This is a genomic window from bacterium (assembly GCA_035559435.1).
In the GTDB taxonomy this organism is placed as follows: domain Bacteria; phylum Zixibacteria; class MSB-5A5; order WJJR01; family WJJR01; genus JACQFV01.
Window position 1 is genome coordinate 25900 of sequence record DATMBC010000016.1, and the last position, 17298, is coordinate 43197.

Consider the following 17298-nt stretch of genomic DNA (forward strand, 5'->3'; position numbering starts at 1 on the left):
CCGACTTGCACAAAACCGGCCGCGGCCGCGATCGGGGTGTGTTGTCAAAATCGGCCGCAACAAAGTTGCCGGCGCCCTGGGATTGTTCCGTGGCAAACCCCCAAGACGGGTCTATATTCGGATCGGAATCGTTTCGGGAGGTTGTCATGAATCAGGTTGTGCGTCTTACCGGCACGGGGATCGCCCGCGCGCTTTTCACCGCCATGTTTCTGCTCGTCGCCGTGAGGGCCCAGGCCGCCACGGTCGAATCGCGCTATGGCGGGAAACTCACGGTCAATCCGGAGACCTTCCGTCTCTTTGACATCCCCGCCGACCGTTTCGAGGCGGTGGCCGGATTTTCACCGGCTGCGATGGCGCCGCTGAAGCCTCTCGGGCAGACCAAGGCCGCGCGCGCCGGAGCGACCGGACGCGTGCTCACGCTGCTGGTCGAATGGGAAAACCACCCGGCCGACCAGTTCTGGCATCCGCGTGAATCCTATGACTCCCTGCTTTACTCCGACAATGTCTACCCCACCGGCAGCGTCAATGACTATTACCAGGAAGTCTCCTACGGCGTCTTCAATGTGACCGGCGCGGTGGTTGGCTGGCTGTACATGCCGACGATGTACAACGGCTGGTACAACATTTTCGATATTCTCAATGCCGCCGATCCCTTGGTGGACTTCTCCGACTACGATGGCGACGGCGACGGGTATGTCGATGCCCTCTGGATTGTCCATGCCGGGCCGGGCCAGGAAGAAACGCACGATCCCAACGACATCTGGTCGCATGCCTACATCGGCGTCGACATCCCCACCAACGACGGGGTGCGGATCGATCGCTGGTCGGTCCAGCCGGAGGAGCACGCCAACGGACAGGTGCAATCGATCCGCGTCTTCTGCCACGAATACGGCCACATTCTCAACCTGCCCGATTTGTACGATTACGATCAGAAACTCGACACGGTGACCTACTTCACCCCCAATGACGGCAACGACCATCCGCTGGTCGACTGGGATGTCATGGGCTACGGCGGTTACAGCATCATGCACTACGGCAACCGTTCGTGCCCGTCGCATTTCTGCGCCTGGTCGCGCATCCAGCTTGGCTGGGCGCAGGCGGTGGAGCCCCCCTGCCTGCAGGGCGCCTATCAACTCTACAACATCGAGGAGCACAACACGCAGAGCGTCTTCAAGGTGCCGATCAATGAAAGCGGGACCGAGTACTTCCTGCTGGAGTACCGCAATCCGCGCTCCGCGGCGCAATTCGACCATCTCGCCTCCGACTTCTCGGCCTACTGCCCGTGGTTTACGCCCGGACGCGACACCATGGACCAGGGGTTGTTGGTCACCCATATCGACGAGACTGTCCCGCCGAACGATGGCCGTCCGAGTTTTCCGAACTATGCGGTTGCGGTGGTCGATGCCGGCATGGATCCGGCGCGTCCCTGGGATGGCTCGCAGCACACCGAGTGGTGGTATCCGTATGAATTCCGCATCGGCGCGCTGTTCTCGCCCGATGACCCCGGCCAGACGCAATTGAACGCGGCCACCACGCCCAGCAGTGACGGCTATGATGGCCCCAGCGGTGTTTCGATCATCGTCACCGCCCAGAATCCCGACTATCTGACCGTGGTCATCGACAAGGCACTCCCGCCGGTCCTACAGATGGTGCCGCCGGTGACCGTGGCGCCAGAGGATTCCATCAACGTCGGCCTTTTCGCGACCGATCCCAACTGCACCACACCCGGGCTTTCTCCCAACGGCCCCCTGCCGCCGTTTGTGGCGCTCTGGGACTCCGGCGGTGGACGTGGTTCGCTCATCATCGAACCCGCCCCGGCCGACGCGGGAGTCTGGTATGCCAAAGTGTTGGCCACCGATGGCGCCAACTATGACTCCATCACCGTGCAGATCACCGTCACGCCGCCCGCGTGCGATTGCCACTGCCATGCCGATGTCGATTGCGATGGCAGCGTCGGCGTGGTCGACGTGGTGGGCGTCATCAATTGCGCCTTCCGCGGCGCGGCGCCCTTGATCGACGCCGGCTGCCCGCCGCATGGGACAACCGTCGCCGGACGCACCGATGTCAATTGCACCGGCGCCACCGATGTGGTCGATGTGGTCAAGATCAGCAACGTCGCCTTCCGCGGCGCATCTGCGGCCACCGAATTCTGCGATCCCTGCCAATGAAGTCGAAGGTCCCGCGGGTCTGGCCTTGTCAGACATGCGGGCCGGATGCCATCGCCAATCGCGGGCCCCAAAAGCGGCCCGCGATTGGCGACGGCAGGTCAGACAGGAATGTCCGACCTCCTGTCGTGTGTGAATTCCCCGCGTGAGAAGTACCCCCGGGCGGAGTCGAACCGCCGACACGCGGTTTAGGAAACCGCTGCTCTATCCGTTACTGAGCTACGGGGGCGATGCGTCACTCCGAATCATACGAGATCACCGAATACACGTCGTAATCGCGCAACCGGTGACGCCCGTCGAGGAAGGCCAGCTCGATCACCACACCGATGCCGCTGACTATCCCGCCGGCCTGTTCCACCAATTTGGCCGCGGCCGCCAGCGTGCCGCCGGTGGCCAGCAGGTCATCGATGAGCACGACGCGCTGGCCAGTGAGCACGGCGTCGTTGTGCATGTGCAGACTGTCGGTGCCGTACTCGAGCGCGTAGGATTCCGACAATGTCGCCCAGGGCAGTTTGCCCGGCTTGCGCATCGGCACAAACCCGCACCCCAGCGCAAGCGCCAGCGCCCCGCCAAAGATGAAACCGCGCGCCTCGATCGCCGCCACCAGGTCTGGCGGCTGGCCGCGGAAGCGGTCCACCAGCGCCTGCTGTGCCATGGCGAAGGCCCGCTTATCCTTCAGAAGCGTGGTAATGTCCTTGAAGACTATCCCCGGCTTGGGGTAATCGGGAATGTCGCGGATGCTGGCCTTGAGGAAGTCGAATGTCACACGCTCTCCTTTGCGTCAGAAGCGGACATCGAAAGTGTTGTAGGCGGGCTCATCGTCGGCCCAGCGCACATCGGCATGGGCGACGTTGGCGGCGGGCGGTCCGACCCGGACATAATGCAGGAATTCCTCCAGCGACGGGCGCGGTCCGACCGCTTCGATTTCGACGGTGCCATCGGAGCGGTTCTTGACCCAGCCGCGCAGATTGTGCTCCAACGCGCGCTTTTGCACAAAATACCGGTACCCCACTCCCTGGACCCGTCCGTCAATACGCACCGTCAGCCGTGGCATAGCGATTCCTCTCAAGCGGGCTGGAGCGCCTCCAGCGCCATGTGCACCGCGGATTTCGCGTCGGCGGCCACCCGCACCCGATCATCCGGACGCCAACTGCGCACCGAGACCACGGGCTTGCCCATGACCAGGGCGAGGGCGACTTCGGATAATGTGCCATAGGACCCCGGCAAGGCAATGACCGCATCGGCGGTGTGCACGAGAATGACATTGCGACCATGCGTCATGCCGCTGGCGATGGCGTAATCGACATGGCGATTGGCAACGCGGGTATCGATGCCGGGAACCACCGCCACCGTAGTCCCGCCTGCCGCCTTGCCTCCCCGGGAGGCGGCTTCCATGACACCTCCGAGGCCGCCGGTCAGGATGACCGCCCCGGCCGCGGCCAGCTCCCGGCCTACCTCCTCCGCCAGCGCCAGCGCGGCCGAATCGGCCTCGCCGCCGCCGGAGACAAGGATCATGGGCGGCCGTGTCGACACGGGGGAAAGCAACCGGAGCATGGCGGATTCGGCAAGCGTTTTGGGAGGCGCAATCCCGCGGCGCGCGGGACTGGCGTGCGGTTCTCAGAAACTGATACAACGCAAAAAGGCCGGCGGGCGCCGGCCTCGACGAAAAAGTGGTCGGGGAGATGCGATTTGAACGCACGACCCCTTGGTCCCGAACCAAGTGCGCTACCAGGCTGCGCTACTCCCCGACTCCGCGTACGTGCAATAAAGTCCCGGCCGGACGGGACCCGGCCGAGACATCAAACATCACAGATTATCGGCGCAAAAACAACGGGTTTTCGCTGTGCCCGGACGTAGCCCACAGCGAAAAGGAGCATCGGAGATGCTCCTTTTCGCTCACGGTGAAAGGATCGGCTATTTGCCGGCCGTGACCTCTGCCGGCGGCTCGTATTCGGGAACTTCGTTAAAGATCGGCGGGATGGTGCGCAGGTAGGCGTAGACCGCCTTGATGTCCTCGTCGGTCAGGTGACGGTAGTTCTGCCAGGGCATCGGCGGCATGATCGGCCGCGCCACGCCCCAGTGGCGTCCGGTGCGGATCGCGTTGACGAAGATCTCCTCGGTCCAGATGCCGATTCCGGTGAGCGAATCAGGTGTCAGATTCTTCGTGTATGTGGTGCCCCACGGTCCGGACCACGCGGTGAAAGTCGGCGCCACGGCGATGGCCCACGCGTCCGTCGGCGCGGAGCGCTTCGGCATCTTCAGGTCCGACGGATGCCCCGACAGCATGCGGCTCGTGTCCGGCTCGGGGCCATTGGGTCCGACCTTCCATGGCGTGTGACAGTCGTTGCAGCCGCCGATGGTGACCAGATACTTCCCGCGCGCGATGACGTCGGCTTTGGCGCCGTCGGCCGCGTTGCTGGCGGTCCCGACGATCGCCATCACCGCCGCCAGGGCCACAATCAATCCCGCCATTGCGCCGAAGACGCGCCGTGTCGGGGTGGGTCTCATCTCCGCTTGCTCACCGGCTCTGTGATCTTGTGCCATGGGGCACCTCCTTCTGACCATCCGAGTGAATCTCCTTCACTCGCTGTCAAGTCTTGGATACGGGACCACCCTGATCCAGTTACAAAAAAAGAGAGCGTCGTTATCCTATTTCTGCGTAGGGCAAAATTCCGGCAACTTTTGGTCCGCCATTCCCGTCATGGAGAGGTTCACATCAAGGAATAACGGGCGCATCCCGCATGGGATGGCGCCCGTTGGTGCGTCTATCGATTTCGTTGTCTAATGGTGTCCGCCGCCGGCCGGCGCGTCCGCCGGGGGTTCATAGTCGGGCACGACATTGTGAAACGGCGGGATGGTCCGCAGGTAGGCGTACATCGCCTTGAGGTCGGCATCGGGCAGTTTTGCGATATTCTCCCAGGGCATCGGCGGCATGATCGGCCGCGACACGCCCCAGTGCTTGCCGGTTCGCAGCGCCTGGATAAACATCTCTTCGGTCCAGATACCCAGGCCGGAGGAATCCGGCGTGAGATTGGCGGAGTATGAGATCCCCCACGGTCCGGCCCAGGCGGTGAAGGTCGCGGTGGTGGCGGCCAGCCACGGCATCTCCAATTTGGGCATGGTGACTTTCAAGTCGGCCGGGTGACCCGAGAGGAACCGCGTGGAATCGGATCGCGGCCCGTTGGCGGTCATGATCCACGGCGTGTGGCAGTCGTTGCAGCCGCCGATGTTGATCAGGTACTTGCCCCGTTCGACCATTGCCTTGGTTTCCTCGGGGCTGCGGTCGGCCTGCGCGGCCACCAGGCCCGCGGCCAGCATGACGGCGGCGCCAAAGGTCAGGGTCAAGCCTGCTCGGATGCCCCAACGATGCCCTCTCGCCTTGATGTGAGCTGTCTGCATCACTGATCTCTCCTCTCCACAGTTGATTGAGGACTGCGCCCACGGGCGCGTTAGCAGGCGTGAATGCTAGTGGCGGCCCAGGCATCCCGCAAGCAGAAAAGCGGACTATTTCCGCCCCGCATGCATGGGGTATTTAAGGGGAATCTAATGCAGCCGCCAGCCGGCCATTGCCCGCAGCAGTTCGAGGTCGGTCATGTCGAAGTTTAACGGGGTGATCGAGACTTTCCCCGCCTTGATGGCGTCGGCGTCGGTGCCGGCGCGACGATCCCAGGTGGGCTCGCCGCCGATCCAGTAGTAGGACCGCCCGGAAAGATCGCGGCGCGCCGAGATGATGTCGGAATAGGTGCGCCGTCCGAGACGGGTCACCTCATAGGCCCGGTATCCTCCGCGCGGCATCCGCGGAAAATTCACATTGAGCAGGGTCGAGGGCGGCATACGCCCGATGATGTTGGCCACCAGCCGCCGGATGAACTTGGCGGCGGAGACAAACGATTTCCCCTCCGGGTCGGCGGCGGTCATCGACGCGGCCACCGCCGGGAGGCCCATGATCGATCCCTCCAGCGCCGCGGCGACGGTGCCGGAGTAGGTCACATCCTCCCCCATGTTGGCGCCGTGGTTGAGCCCGGAGACGATTACATCGGGCCAGCGTGACTTGAGGATCTCGTGAAAGGCGAGCGTGATGCAGTCGGTGGGCGTGCCATCGACGGAATAGACATTGGTGTCGATCTTGCGGATGCGCAGCGGCCGATTCATGGTCAGCGCATGACTGACCGCCGACTGATTCGAGTCGGGCGCGACCACGATCACTTCGCCGAGCGCGCGCATCTCGCGCGCCAGCGTCCGGATGCCGGGCGCATGGACGCCGTCGTCGTTGGAGATGAGTATCCGGGGTTTGCGTTTGGACATGGGTTCTTTGCCATCGGGACGGCGCCGTTGTGCTTCGGCGAATCTCGGGACAAGACCAATACGCCGCTACGGCCGGCTGCGCCAGTACTTTCGCACCAGCCGCAGGAAGCGTTTGGTGTCGGTCCACTTGCGGATCGAGGACTTCTGGCCCGCGTAGATGGTCGTGATCGGGACCTCCCCGATCGTCATCCCGGCGCGTCCGGCCAGAATCAGATACTCCGATTCATAATCGTAGTTGGAGGAGGGCGCCGTCACCGTCTGGAGGGCGCGGCGCGAAATCAAACGGTACCCCGATTGCGAGTCGCGCACCGGCACACCGCCCATCTTCGTGATCGCATAGGAAGTCAGCCAGTTGGTCAGATGTCGGTCCCACGGCATCCCGCCGACGTTGAAATCGCGCGTGCCGATGATGATGTCGGTCCGGTCCTGCTCGAACCTGGCGACAAAGTCCGGCAGGAAGGCCGGGTCGTGCTGCAGGTCGGCATCGAGTTGAATTACGGCGTCGACGCCGCGCCGCAGCGCCTCGGCGAAGGCGGTTTTGAGCGCCTCTCCCTTGCCGCGGTTGGCCGGATGGACAATCACCTCGGCCCCTGCCGCGCGGGCCAGGTCCGCGGTGCCATCGGTTGAGCCGTCATCAATGACCAGCGCCGGCGTGCCCGGCAGGATTGCGCGGATGCGCCGGACCAATTCGGCAATGGTGCCGGCGGCGTTGAACGCGGGAGTGACCACCAGGTAGCGCATCGGGGACAGAAAAACGCGGACCGTTGTCCGCCGAAACAATCGGGGCGACCCATGGGGTCGCCCTGTCAGGATCAGATCGTTGGTCGGGGCGAGCCGATTCGAACGGCCGACCTCTTGCACCCCAAGCAAGTGCGCTAACCAGGCTGCGCTACGCCCCGAACTGAAAACGTGTGCGGCATTGCGACTCAGTGAGCCGGCATCTGAAATCTCGCATTGCAGGTAGGGGCGTATTGCATACGCCAGCCGCCTTGCGGCCGGCGCGCGACCAGGGCGTATGCAACACGCCCTGCGCGACCGCCAATCGTCCCTTCAAGATGCCCTCTGTCGGCAGCAGGTTTTGCGACATACGCCGAAACCTGCTGGTCTAACCCCTTTCCCAGGATGCCGCTATGGCATCAACGAAACGATCGCTTCCAGTTCGCGCCGGAGATCACCGAGGAATTTCTTCGTCTTGATCACATCCGGCGGCGTCTCCTCGCCCTGCACTTCGGCTTTGAGCCGCTGGCGCGCCCCTTCGATGGTGTACCCTTCCGCGTAGAGCAGATGCTTGATTCGCATCACCAGGTCGATGTCCTTGCGCTGGTAGGTCCGGTTGCCCGCCCGATTTTTCTTTGGACGCAGCATCGGGAATTCCCGCTCCCAGAAGCGCAGGACATAGGGCTTCAGCTCGGCCTCCTCCGCCACATCGGAGATCGAGTAGTACTTCCGTTCCGGGAGCCGTTTGAGTTTCAGCCGCGGCACACCCGGTATCGGGGCATCGCTGTCACTGGTCACGTCGTTCATCGGACGGTCCTCAAAAAGGTTTGCGCCCCCCGGCGGCAGGATGACAACATACTAAACAATCGCTTCAAGCCCAAGCGGCAAGTTGCGGCCCTATCGGCGTATCTCCGGCTGGGCGGGACGTGTCATCAGTTGCGCCAGCGCCGCGGCCGGGGGCATCCCAGCGAAGAGCACCGCGCCGACCGCCCGCGCAATCGGCATGTCGACATTGTGTTGCGCCGCCAGTCGCAGCGCCGCGCGGGTGGTGGTTACGCCCTCGGCGACCATCGTCATTCCGGCCAGCACGTCATCTAACCGTTTACCGCGTCCGATCTCTTCGCCGACGTGGCGGTTGCGCGAGTGACGCGACAGGCAGGTGGTCACCAGATCGCCGACGCCGGAGAGTCCGGCGAAGGTCTCGGGGCGCGCGCCCATGCGGACTCCCAGACGCGTGATCTCCGCCAAACCGCGCGTCAACAGCGCGCCCTTGATGTTGTCGGTTGATTCAAAACCGAGGCCGTCGACAATGCCGGCGGCGATCGCAACAATGTTCTTCAAAGCCGCGCCTAGCTCGACGCCGATCGGATCATCGCTGGTGTAGACGCGCAGAAACTCGGAATTGAACAGCGTCTGCGTCGCCACCGCCTTTTCGGAATCGGCGCAGGCGGCCACCAGCGCGGTCGGCACATCGCGCGCCACCTCTTCGGCGTGCGAGGGGCCCACCAAGGCCACCGCATCCCGGCGCCCCAGCTCGTCGGCGAGGATCTCCGTCATCCGCTCGCCGGTCTGCACGTCGATTCCCTTGGCCAGACTGACGATGAGCACGTCGCCGCTCCCTCTCTCCGCCACACGCGCCGCGGTGGCGCGCAGCGCGGTGGAGGGGGTCACGAAGACAATCGCATCGACGCCGGTGACCGCCGCGGGCAGATCGCTGGTGACCGCGACCGCCTCCGGCAAGCGGATCCCGGGCAGTTTCGTCGGCAGAAGACGCGTCGCCGCCAATGCCGCGGCCGCCCGGGGGTCGAATTCCCAGAGACGCACCGCATGCCCCTGCCGGTCGAGATGGCGGGCGATGGCCATGCCCCAACTGCCCGCGCCCAGCACGGCGATCGTGCGACGATCACTCATGGCGGGAGAATAGACAGCGCGACCGCCCGGAATCAACCCGAAGTTGGCGGCAGGGACTTTTGGTAGACGCGGTAGCGCTTGTAGACCTGGCCGCCGGCGTGCTCCATTTCGGCGCGCACGCGGAAATTGGTTTCCAGTTCGTGATGGCTGTCCATGTGGGTGTAGCCGGCATCGCGCGCCGAACGGATCATCGCCTCGCCGAGGAGGACATCGACGCCGCGGGCGCGGAAATCCTCGCGGATGCCGCCGAGGAGCAAATCAAGCTGGCGGGCGCGTTTCATCGCGCGCAGGATGTGGAACCAGCCGAACGGCAGCAATCGTCCCCCCGACTTGCGCAATCCCTCGTTGACATTGGGCATGCCGATGATAAAGCCGACCACCTCGCCGTTGTGCAGCGCGACGATCTTGACGAAGCGCGGGTCGATCACCGGCAGGAACCGCTTGGCAAGATCCTCGCGTTCCCGTTCATCCAGCGGCGCAAAGCCGGTGATGTCGCGGTAGGTGTCATTGAGCAGGTTGAGGACCGGATGGATGTAGGCCTTCAATTCCGCGCGCCGGGTGAACTCGACCAGTTTGACGGCGGCGCGTTGCTGGATGCGCGCGGCGATCTTTTCATAGGAGCCCGGCGACGTGGCCGGGACGGGGATCATGTAGACGACGTAATCGACGTCCTTGGCGTAGCCCGCCTGCTCCATAAAGGCGTTCATGAAGGGGAAGTTGTAGTTGCTTTCCAGCGCGGGCTCATGCTCGAACCCCTCGATCAGGAATCCCTCCGGGTCCTGATCGGTGAATCCCATCGGACCGATGATCCGATTCATGCCGTTTTGGCGCGCCCAGGTTTCGGCGTAGTCGAGCAGCGCGGCGCAGACGGCGAACTCATCGGTGCACTCCAGGTGGGTGAAGCGGGCGGTCTTTTCGCCGCGCAGTTCGTTGTAGCGACGGTTGATCAGCCCGACGATCCGTCCGACCGCCCGGCCGTCGCGATAGGCCAGCGCCATGGTCATATCGCAGTAGGCCAGCGCGCGGTTTGCCTTCGGGTCCAGACGACGCCGTTCGTCCATGTGCAAGGGCGGCACCCAGCGCGGATGATCCCGGTGCAGGCGCATCGGCAGATGGAAGAACTCCCGACGGGCTCCGGCGCTGGTCACTTCGCGGATGTCAATGGGCGCGCTCACGTGCGTCTTTCAGTCCCCCCTGCGGCGGCCGGAAGCCCCGCCGGGAGGCACTATGATACTGGTCAAATCGGGACATTCGTACAACGGAATCTTCACGCCCGGCGCTTTCTGTCGGGCTACGGGCAAGGGTCGCAAAACAACGCGGCCGGATTGCCGCCACGGAAGGCGACATTGACCAGCGACGCCACATCGAGCACAGTCACCACCCCGTCACAGGTGACATCGGCGGGCTGCCACGGGCAGGCCGGATGCGGATCGGCCACGCTGGCCGCGCCGCGGAATGCAATATTGACTGCCAGAGTGACATCAAAAACGTTGGTCACGCCATCACAGCCGGGATCATGGGCGCAATCGCAGGCGCAGACGTACTCCAGACGGCAGGCGTATTCCCAGGGGCCGTCGGCGCAATCCAGACCGGCGTACTGCTCCCGTGTGGTCACCACAAAGGCATAGAGCCCGGTGGATGGCGCTTCGAAGAGCGCGTCGGCGCTGTCACAGGCATGGGCATCATAGCGGAGGCCGACAAGACCAGTGCAGCCATTGGTGATGTTGTAAATCAAGGTCGACGCCGGAAACGCGGCGGCCACCGTCCAGCGCACCTGTGCGCCGGTCTTGAGCGAAGCTGTGTACCAATCGAGGTCGCGCACGCCGGCGCTGGCCCGGAGTTGCCCGCAGATGGTGGTGTCCGGGCCGATCGGGCGGTACCGGGGCTGCGCCGCGCCGCATCCGCCATTGATCGTGTCCGGGGCGGTGGTGCAGGGCTCGCCTTCCGGCAACGCGCCTTCGGGGCAGCCCGCCCAGAGACAGGGTGCGGCGCCATCGACATGGAGGATGTACTCGCCGGAGGCGGCGCTGTAGCCATCGATGATGATGTAGTAGGTCACCCCCGCGGACAGCAGAAGCGGTCCGAGGCGCGACTGCAGGTAGAACGGCCCGCAGTAATCGTCGCCGCAGGCCAGCGGCGCGCCCGGCGTGACGCTGGCGGCGTAGACATAGGTCTTTGTGTCATAGGCCGAGCCGCACAGATCGATGATGACCGTGGTGTCGGTCGCCGGTGTGAAGGCATAGACGGCATCCGGCGCCCCGGTCCCCGGAAACGGGCAGATTTCATAGTAGTCGTCGCCGAATCCGACCGTGGTGGCGGTATCGTCATACGGGAGCGCGCCGATGATAAACGGATTGGCAACATTGTCGCCAATCGCGGCGATCCCTTTGTTCCCCGTCGATTCCCACGGTCCCGCCGGCTTGAGGCCCTGCGCGGACGGGATTCCGTACACCACCACTGGCTCCCTCGACGCGGCGTTGGACTGCGCGCAGAGCATGATCGAGGCGCAGACTGCCCCGAGACGGTGCATGAGAGGCAGAGATGGCATGGACGACTCCCGGACAGCGGTGGGTTCTGATCCGAACGCCGGAGGGAAGATACAGCATGTCAGACGTTTTCGAAACTAACGGGGGGCGCCGAATTTCTTCTCTTCCCCGCGCAGGAGGCGGACGATGTTTGACCGGTGCATGTAGATCACCAGGGCCGTCACGAGCAGGACCGCGACGACCACGGTGGTCGGATGCGGCGCATCGAATAGATACCGTCGGCTCAGGACCGCCGCGACAAACGCGAGGCAGGCGACAATCGAACCCAGCGAGACAATCCGTGTTGTCGCAAAGACGATCACCCAGACCAAGGCGCCCAGGCCGGCTTCCAACGGCAGGAGCGCGCCGAAGACGCCGAGCGCGGTCAGCACGCCCTTGCCGCCCTTGAATCCGGCAAAAAGCGGAAACATGTGGCCGAGAATCGCGGCGATTCCGATCAGCAGTCCGGCGTTGGCGGCGCTGATGCCGAATCCGGCGCCGGCCGCGCCGCTCAAAAGCAGGACTGGCAGGAAACCCTTGAGGATGTCGATGACACCGACCAGGATGCCCCAATGCACCCCGACCACACGGGCGACATTGGTCGCGCCGGCGTTGCCGGAGCCCCGTTTGCGGATGTCAAAGCCGCCGACACGACGTGTCACCCAGACGGCGGTCGGGATGGATCCGCACACATAGCCGATCAGTACACTGGCAAGGAAGACATCCATCGCCGCCAGAATGGTGGAATGCGCCCGGCCGGGCAATGACGGAAATCAGAACGGCCCTCCGATTCCTCGGAGGGCCGTCTCCCCCATCTCGCCTTGACCCGTGCCTATCCATAGGCCGAGCCCCGGGTTGTGGTGTCTCGCTTGCTTCCTGCAAACAGGCCTGGCAGCTTGTTTGGTCTCCCTGCACTGCGGCGATCTGGGAGGTGTCTCGGCTACTCCCTCATTCTCGCCTGCACAACTAATTACATGCTACGAAAGTCTTTATTCCCGGTTTCCCTTCCCTTTCATTCACGCCTTTCGACAATCTTTCTAACCGCCTGTGTTTTCAACAGGTTCCGGCTCTGGACGGAGTTTTTTCGCCTGCCGGCGGTGGAAAAGCAGCACGGGCACGGCGACCGCCAGAGTGGCCAAAGACTCCAGCAGATTCCAAAGTCCCTGCCGCTTCTGGCCCTCGACGGCCAGGCGTTTGTGTTCCTCCCAGGCCTGACGCAATTCCTCGTCCGTCACCGGGGCGGATGTGGCCGAATTCGGACGTTCGGGTCCGGGACGGGCCAGATTCAGGACGCCGTCGCCGTACTGGCGTTTGAAGGCCGTGAACGACTCCACCGATTCCCATTCGTAGCTCTGCATCGACAAGGCCGGAAAAAGCATCCGCAGGAGCCCGTGGCCCCCGGAAACCGCCGCGAACAGGAAGAAGATCACCGCCACCAGACTGACGAGATGAAAGTATGCCGCCTTCCAGTCGAACCGGCCCTTCATGCTGCCCCCTGTAAACGTTATAGTGACCGTTCACGATTACCTGTTACCGGATTTCGCGCAAGGGCGATTTTTGCGGAACACGTCTGAGGCGCTGCCCACTGAGTCCTCGTCTCTTCGGACAAGGGAGCCCTTCTCCCCCGGAGATGTTGAGTCCATCCCACTCTGTCATGCCGAGCCCGCGGGGCGAGGCATCTGCTTTTTCGTGGCCGCCAAAAGCAGACCCCTCGCCCTCCGGGCTCGGGGTGACAATGTTAGGCACGGACGGGCTGACAGCGTCAGGTGAGTCCCGGCATTGTCAAAAACTCCTTGCGGCCCTAGCCTTTGACAGCGGGCCGCGCCGAATTCGACGAGATTAAACGTAACAACTTTCGTCGCGATTCGGCGAGGGGACCATGGCCACGATGACACAGCAACCGACAACCCTGACCACCAAGAACGGCAAGAGCTGGATCCGCCGTCCGACCAAGGGGCAGACCGACTGGCGCTTTTGGGTGCAATCGTTCTGGGTGGCCGTCACCATCTGGATCGGCTGGGAGTTCTACCAGTTTGTGAAATACTACGAGACCGGCGCGACCGGCCCAGCGCCGACACGCCCCCCCGGTGTCGAGGCGTTTCTGCCAATCTCCGGGTTGCTCGGTCTGCGCGATTGGTTCTTTAACGGCGTGCTCAACAATATCCATCCGGCCGCCACCATCATCCTCGGGCTGGCGCTGATCAGTTCGGCATTGTGGAAGAAATCGTTCTGCGGCTGGGTCTGTCCGGTCGGGTTCATCTCCGAAGCGGTGGCCGGCGCCGGCCGGGCGATGCATGGCTGGAAGGGAAAACTGCCGAAGTTTGTCGACTGGCCGTTGCGGTCGGTGAAGTACCTGCTTTTGCTGTTCTTTGTCTGGGCGATTTTCTTCCAAATGACGCGCGAGTCGCTGGCGCAATTCATCCAGTCACCCTACAATCGCGTTGCCGATATCAAGATGCTGCGGTTCTTCACGCACATCGATCCCTCTTCGCTTTACATCCTCCTCTCCCTGGTCGTCCTCGGCTTTCTGGTCAGCGGCTTCTGGTGCCGTTATCTGTGCCCGTATGGGGCGCTGGCGGGGCTGGCCAGTTTCGTCGCACCGTGGAAGATCACCCGGCAGGCATCGACCTGCATAGACTGCAACAAGTGCAACATTGCCTGCCCGGCGCACATTCCGGTGGCGCAACTGACACGGGTGCGCTCGGATGAATGCAACGCCTGCATGCAGTGTGTGGCGGTCTGCCCGAGCGTGAGCGCGCTGGAACTGTCGCTGCCCAAGGGACGCGCGCGCATGTCGAAGCAGGCGACCGCGGTGGCGGTGGTCGGGCTGTTCTGCATCGGCATCGGCGCGGCAATGGTCACCGGCAACTGGCAAAACAGCATCAGCAGCGAAGAGTACCGCCGTCGAATCCTGGAAATCGACTCACCCAAATACCAGCACAACCGCGGCGAAGTCCCGGCTTACACGCCACAGGATTAACGCAATCGCACCAAGGGGCTGAAAGCTCCTTGTCCGGCGTGTGGGCTTCAGAGGCATTTCGGGAGGGCGAGGCCCGTAGGGGCCGAGCCGCCATGGATCGTGGGCGCTTTGCTGGCGATTCGCGAATCTGTATGGGGGAAGATTTGGGCATTTATGCTGTTGGTCAATCACGCTACGGCGGCTCGCCGGGAGGCTCGCCCTCCCATGTGCGACCTCAGCGGCTATGGAACCAAGGGGATGAAACCCTATTTGTCCTGCGTGCGAGTCACCACAGCACAAATCATCCACGTCTGGAAAATGGGCTTTCTCGCGAAAATACGCCGTAGACGTTCCACAAGGACGAGGCGCCACGGCGGAGAGCGAGCTCAGCATGGGGGTGAAACATCCTGGTGCGTGGACCGTATCTGCGAGACATTCCACGCGGAGGTGGACCGATGCACCTGGAGATTGCGCAAGTCAGCAAACGCTACAAGGGGAATGTCTGGGGACTGCGCGACTTTTCGCTCGAGTTGGGGCCGGGGATCCTCGGCCTGCTGGGTCCCAACGGGGCGGGCAAGTCGACCCTGATGCGCATCCTGGCGACGATCACCCGTCCGACCGCCGGCCGCGCCACCTGGAATGGGACCGACATCGTGCGCCAGCCCGATGCGGTACGTCAGGTGCTGGGCTACCTGCCGCAGGATTTCGGCGTCTATCCCAACCTCAACGCCCTCGAATTCCTCGAATACATCGCCGCGGTCAAGGGCCTATCGGCCGCGGATGCGCGCCGTCGAATCGATGAACTCCTGCAACTGGTCAATCTCGGCGATGCCCGCAAACGCCCCCTCGGCGGATACTCCGGGGGAATGAAGCAACGGGTCGGGATTGCGCAGGCGTTGCTCAATGACCCGCAACTCCTGATCGTCGATGAGCCGACCGCCGGGCTGGACCCCGAAGAACGGGTGCGGTTTCGCAACCTGCTGGCCGAGCTGTCGGGCGAACGGATCATCATCCTCTCGACGCACATCGTCTCCGATGTCGAGGCGGCGGCCACGCATATCGCGCTCATCAGCCGCGGACGGCTGGTGGCCAGCGGTGACCCGGAGGCGATCGCGCGCATGGTCGAAGGGCGGGTTTGGGAGTGGCTGGTGCCCGGTGAACGACTGAGCGCGATCAAGGATAAGTACCTCATTTCCGCGACGGTTCGTAAAGCCAACGGCGTGTTGATCCGTATTGTGGCCGATGACCGTCCGGCGGCGGACGCGTCACCGGCGCCGCCGACCCTGGAGGATGCCTATCTGTATGCCATTGCGGCGGACCGTAACCAGAGCGCCCCGCTTGCCGCGGCGGCACAGGCGTAATCGTCATGCGCCTCCTTTACCACATCGTCAAGGCGGACTTCCTGGAGCGGGTACGGCGGTACTCGTTTCTGGTGACGCTGGCGGTGGCGGTGTATGCCGCCTGGGGGTTTATCCCACCCAATAATGCCGCCTGGTCCACGCTCAGCATCGGCGGGACACGCGGAATCTACAACTCGGCGTGGATCGGCGCGCAGGTTGCCATGCTGACGTCGACCTTCCTGACCCTGGTCGGCTTCTATTTGATCAAGAATTCCATCGAGCGCGATTACCAGATACGGGTCGGGCAGATCCTGGCCGCCACCCCCCTGTCGAAATGGAAGTACACCATCGGCAAGATGCTCAGCAACGCGGCGGTGCTCGCGGCCATCGTGTCGGTCATGATCGTCGTGGCCGGGATCATGCAGTATGTGCGCGCCGAGGACCGTCACCTTGATCCGCTCCTGCTTGTCGCTCCGTTCCTCTACACGATGATCCCGCTCGTGCTTCTGATCGGCGCGGTGGCGGTGCTCTTCGAGTGCATCCCCCGTCTGCGCGGCGGCCTGGGCAACGTGGTCTATTTCTTTCTCACAATTATGCTGATGTCCTCGCAGGTGTTCGCGGTGACCGACCTGTTCGGCCTGTCGGAGTATCACGCGTCGATGAAAGCGGCGGCGATGGCGGCGTACCCGGACGCGGTCGGCGCGGATGTCGTCGTGAACATCGGCATCCACATCCGTGACTCCGGCGAGATCTTCCAGCTGCGAAGGTTTGTCTGGGAGGGTCTGGCCTACACACCGGCGATGCTGATCGGTCGTCTGGCCATCATTCTGCTGGCCTTTGCGGTAGCCGGCGTGGCGGCGCTCCCCTTCGACCGCTTCGATTCGGCGCGGGCGGCGGGGACGGTGGCGCGGAAACCATCGCGGCTCAGCCGCCTGGCCGCCTGGATTGAGGATCGCCTCTCGCCGCAGGCTGCCCCCCTGCCGGCCGGAAGCGTCACGCATCTGACCCCGCTGGCCTCCCGCGCGACGCAGCCGCGTCTGCGGAAAACCGTGGCGGCGGAATTGCGTCTGTTACTGAAGGGCCATCACGGCCTCTGGTATCTCGGCGTGTTGGTTCTGATCATCGTCGGGCTCTCGTTGCCGCTTGCGCAGGGGCAGGCGATTGTGCTGCCGATTGCTTGGATCTGGCCGACGCTGCTCTGGTCGCAATTGGGTTGCCGCGAGGCCCGCCAGGGGACCAATCAATACCTGTTCGCCTGCGCCCGGCCGGTGGCGCGTCAACTGCCCGGCAGTTGGCTGGCCGGGGTGATCGTGGCGCTGGTGGTCGGCGCGGGAGTGGGGGTGCGGCTGGCGATGGCTGGAGATATCAATGGCATG

17 protein-coding genes and 3 tRNA genes are annotated in these 17298 nt (G+C 63.7%); 4 read left to right on the forward strand and 16 right to left on the reverse strand.

The annotated features are described in order from the left end of the window. Positions 1–146 precede the first annotated feature (146 nt). Positions 147–2168: a M6 family metalloprotease domain-containing protein gene (locus tag VNN55_01130; GenBank protein ID HWO56148.1), complete on the forward strand. Its 2022-nt coding sequence runs from the start codon at positions 147–149 to the stop codon at positions 2166–2168. Between the two features lie 150 nt (positions 2169–2318). Here the strand turns inward: VNN55_01130 and VNN55_01135 are convergent. The 16 genes from VNN55_01135 to VNN55_01210 all read right to left on the reverse strand — a co-directional run bounded on the left by VNN55_01135 (position 2319) and on the right by VNN55_01210 (position 13110). Continuing rightward, a tRNA-Arg gene (locus VNN55_01135) sits at positions 2319–2394 on the reverse strand. A gap of 6 nt (positions 2395–2400) precedes the next feature. After that, on the reverse strand, positions 2401–2931 hold the full coding sequence (locus VNN55_01140; GenBank protein ID HWO56149.1) for an adenine phosphoribosyltransferase: 531 nt from the start codon (positions 2929–2931) through the stop codon (positions 2401–2403). Between the two features lie 15 nt (positions 2932–2946). After that, positions 2947–3219 (reverse strand): acylphosphatase, encoded by a 273-nt coding sequence (locus tag VNN55_01145; protein ID HWO56150.1) that lies wholly within the window; start codon positions 3217–3219, stop codon positions 2947–2949. An 11-nt stretch (positions 3220–3230) separates the two neighbouring features. Then, positions 3231–3680, reverse strand: coding sequence for a TIGR00725 family protein (locus VNN55_01150; protein HWO56151.1), 450 nt, complete (start codon positions 3678–3680; stop codon positions 3231–3233). A 156-nt stretch (positions 3681–3836) separates the two neighbouring features. Next, positions 3837–3913 (reverse strand) — tRNA-Pro (locus tag VNN55_01155). A 166-nt stretch (positions 3914–4079) separates the two neighbouring features. Next, positions 4080–4673 carry a c-type cytochrome gene (locus VNN55_01160; GenBank protein HWO56152.1) on the reverse strand — a complete coding sequence of 198 codons (594 nt, stop codon included), beginning with the start codon at positions 4671–4673 and terminating at the stop codon, positions 4080–4082. Positions 4674–4946: 273 nt separating this feature from the next. Continuing rightward, positions 4947–5510 carry a diheme cytochrome c-553 gene (locus VNN55_01165; protein HWO56153.1) on the reverse strand — a complete coding sequence of 188 codons (564 nt, stop codon included), beginning with the start codon at positions 5508–5510 and terminating at the stop codon, positions 4947–4949. A gap of 198 nt (positions 5511–5708) precedes the next feature. Then, a complete protein-coding gene (surE, locus tag VNN55_01170; GenBank protein ID HWO56154.1) occupies positions 5709–6470 on the reverse strand; it encodes a 5'/3'-nucleotidase SurE in 762 nt (253 codons plus the stop codon). A 66-nt stretch (positions 6471–6536) separates the two neighbouring features. Then, positions 6537–7211: a glycosyltransferase family 2 protein gene (locus tag VNN55_01175; GenBank protein ID HWO56155.1), complete on the reverse strand. Its 675-nt coding sequence runs from the start codon at positions 7209–7211 to the stop codon at positions 6537–6539. An 80-nt stretch (positions 7212–7291) separates the two neighbouring features. Next, positions 7292–7369, reverse strand: a tRNA-Pro gene (locus VNN55_01180). 229 nt (positions 7370–7598) lie between these two features. After that, positions 7599–7994, reverse strand: a complete 396-nt coding sequence (locus VNN55_01185; GenBank protein HWO56156.1) for a MerR family transcriptional regulator — start codon at positions 7992–7994, stop codon at positions 7599–7601. Between the two features lie 90 nt (positions 7995–8084). After that, positions 8085–9098, reverse strand: coding sequence for an NAD(P)H-dependent glycerol-3-phosphate dehydrogenase (locus VNN55_01190; protein HWO56157.1), 1014 nt, complete (start codon positions 9096–9098; stop codon positions 8085–8087). Between the two features lie 32 nt (positions 9099–9130). After that, positions 9131–10273 carry a hypothetical protein gene (locus tag VNN55_01195; GenBank protein ID HWO56158.1) on the reverse strand — a complete coding sequence of 381 codons (1143 nt, stop codon included), beginning with the start codon at positions 10271–10273 and terminating at the stop codon, positions 9131–9133. Positions 10274–10389: 116 nt separating this feature from the next. Beyond that, positions 10390–11646, reverse strand: coding sequence for a hypothetical protein (locus VNN55_01200; protein HWO56159.1), 1257 nt, complete (start codon positions 11644–11646; stop codon positions 10390–10392). A 75-nt stretch (positions 11647–11721) separates the two neighbouring features. Then, positions 11722–12387 (reverse strand): glycerol-3-phosphate 1-O-acyltransferase PlsY, encoded by a 666-nt coding sequence (plsY, locus tag VNN55_01205; protein ID HWO56160.1) that lies wholly within the window; start codon positions 12385–12387, stop codon positions 11722–11724. A gap of 273 nt (positions 12388–12660) precedes the next feature. Beyond that, positions 12661–13110 (reverse strand): hypothetical protein, encoded by a 450-nt coding sequence (locus VNN55_01210; GenBank protein ID HWO56161.1) that lies wholly within the window; start codon positions 13108–13110, stop codon positions 12661–12663. Positions 13111–13502: 392 nt separating this feature from the next. Here VNN55_01210 and VNN55_01215 point away from each other — a divergent pair, with 392 nt between their 5' ends. From VNN55_01215 to VNN55_01225, 3 genes are all read left to right on the forward strand, one after another. Then, positions 13503–14603: a 4Fe-4S binding protein gene (locus VNN55_01215; GenBank protein ID HWO56162.1), complete on the forward strand. Its 1101-nt coding sequence runs from the start codon at positions 13503–13505 to the stop codon at positions 14601–14603. 434 nt (positions 14604–15037) lie between these two features. Then, entirely contained in the window at positions 15038–15943 is a 906-nt protein-coding gene (locus tag VNN55_01220) for an ABC transporter ATP-binding protein (GenBank protein ID HWO56163.1), read from the forward strand. 5 nt (positions 15944–15948) lie between these two features. Further along, on the forward strand, positions 15949–17298 hold a 1350-nt coding region (locus tag VNN55_01225; protein ID HWO56164.1), incomplete at its 3' end, for a hypothetical protein.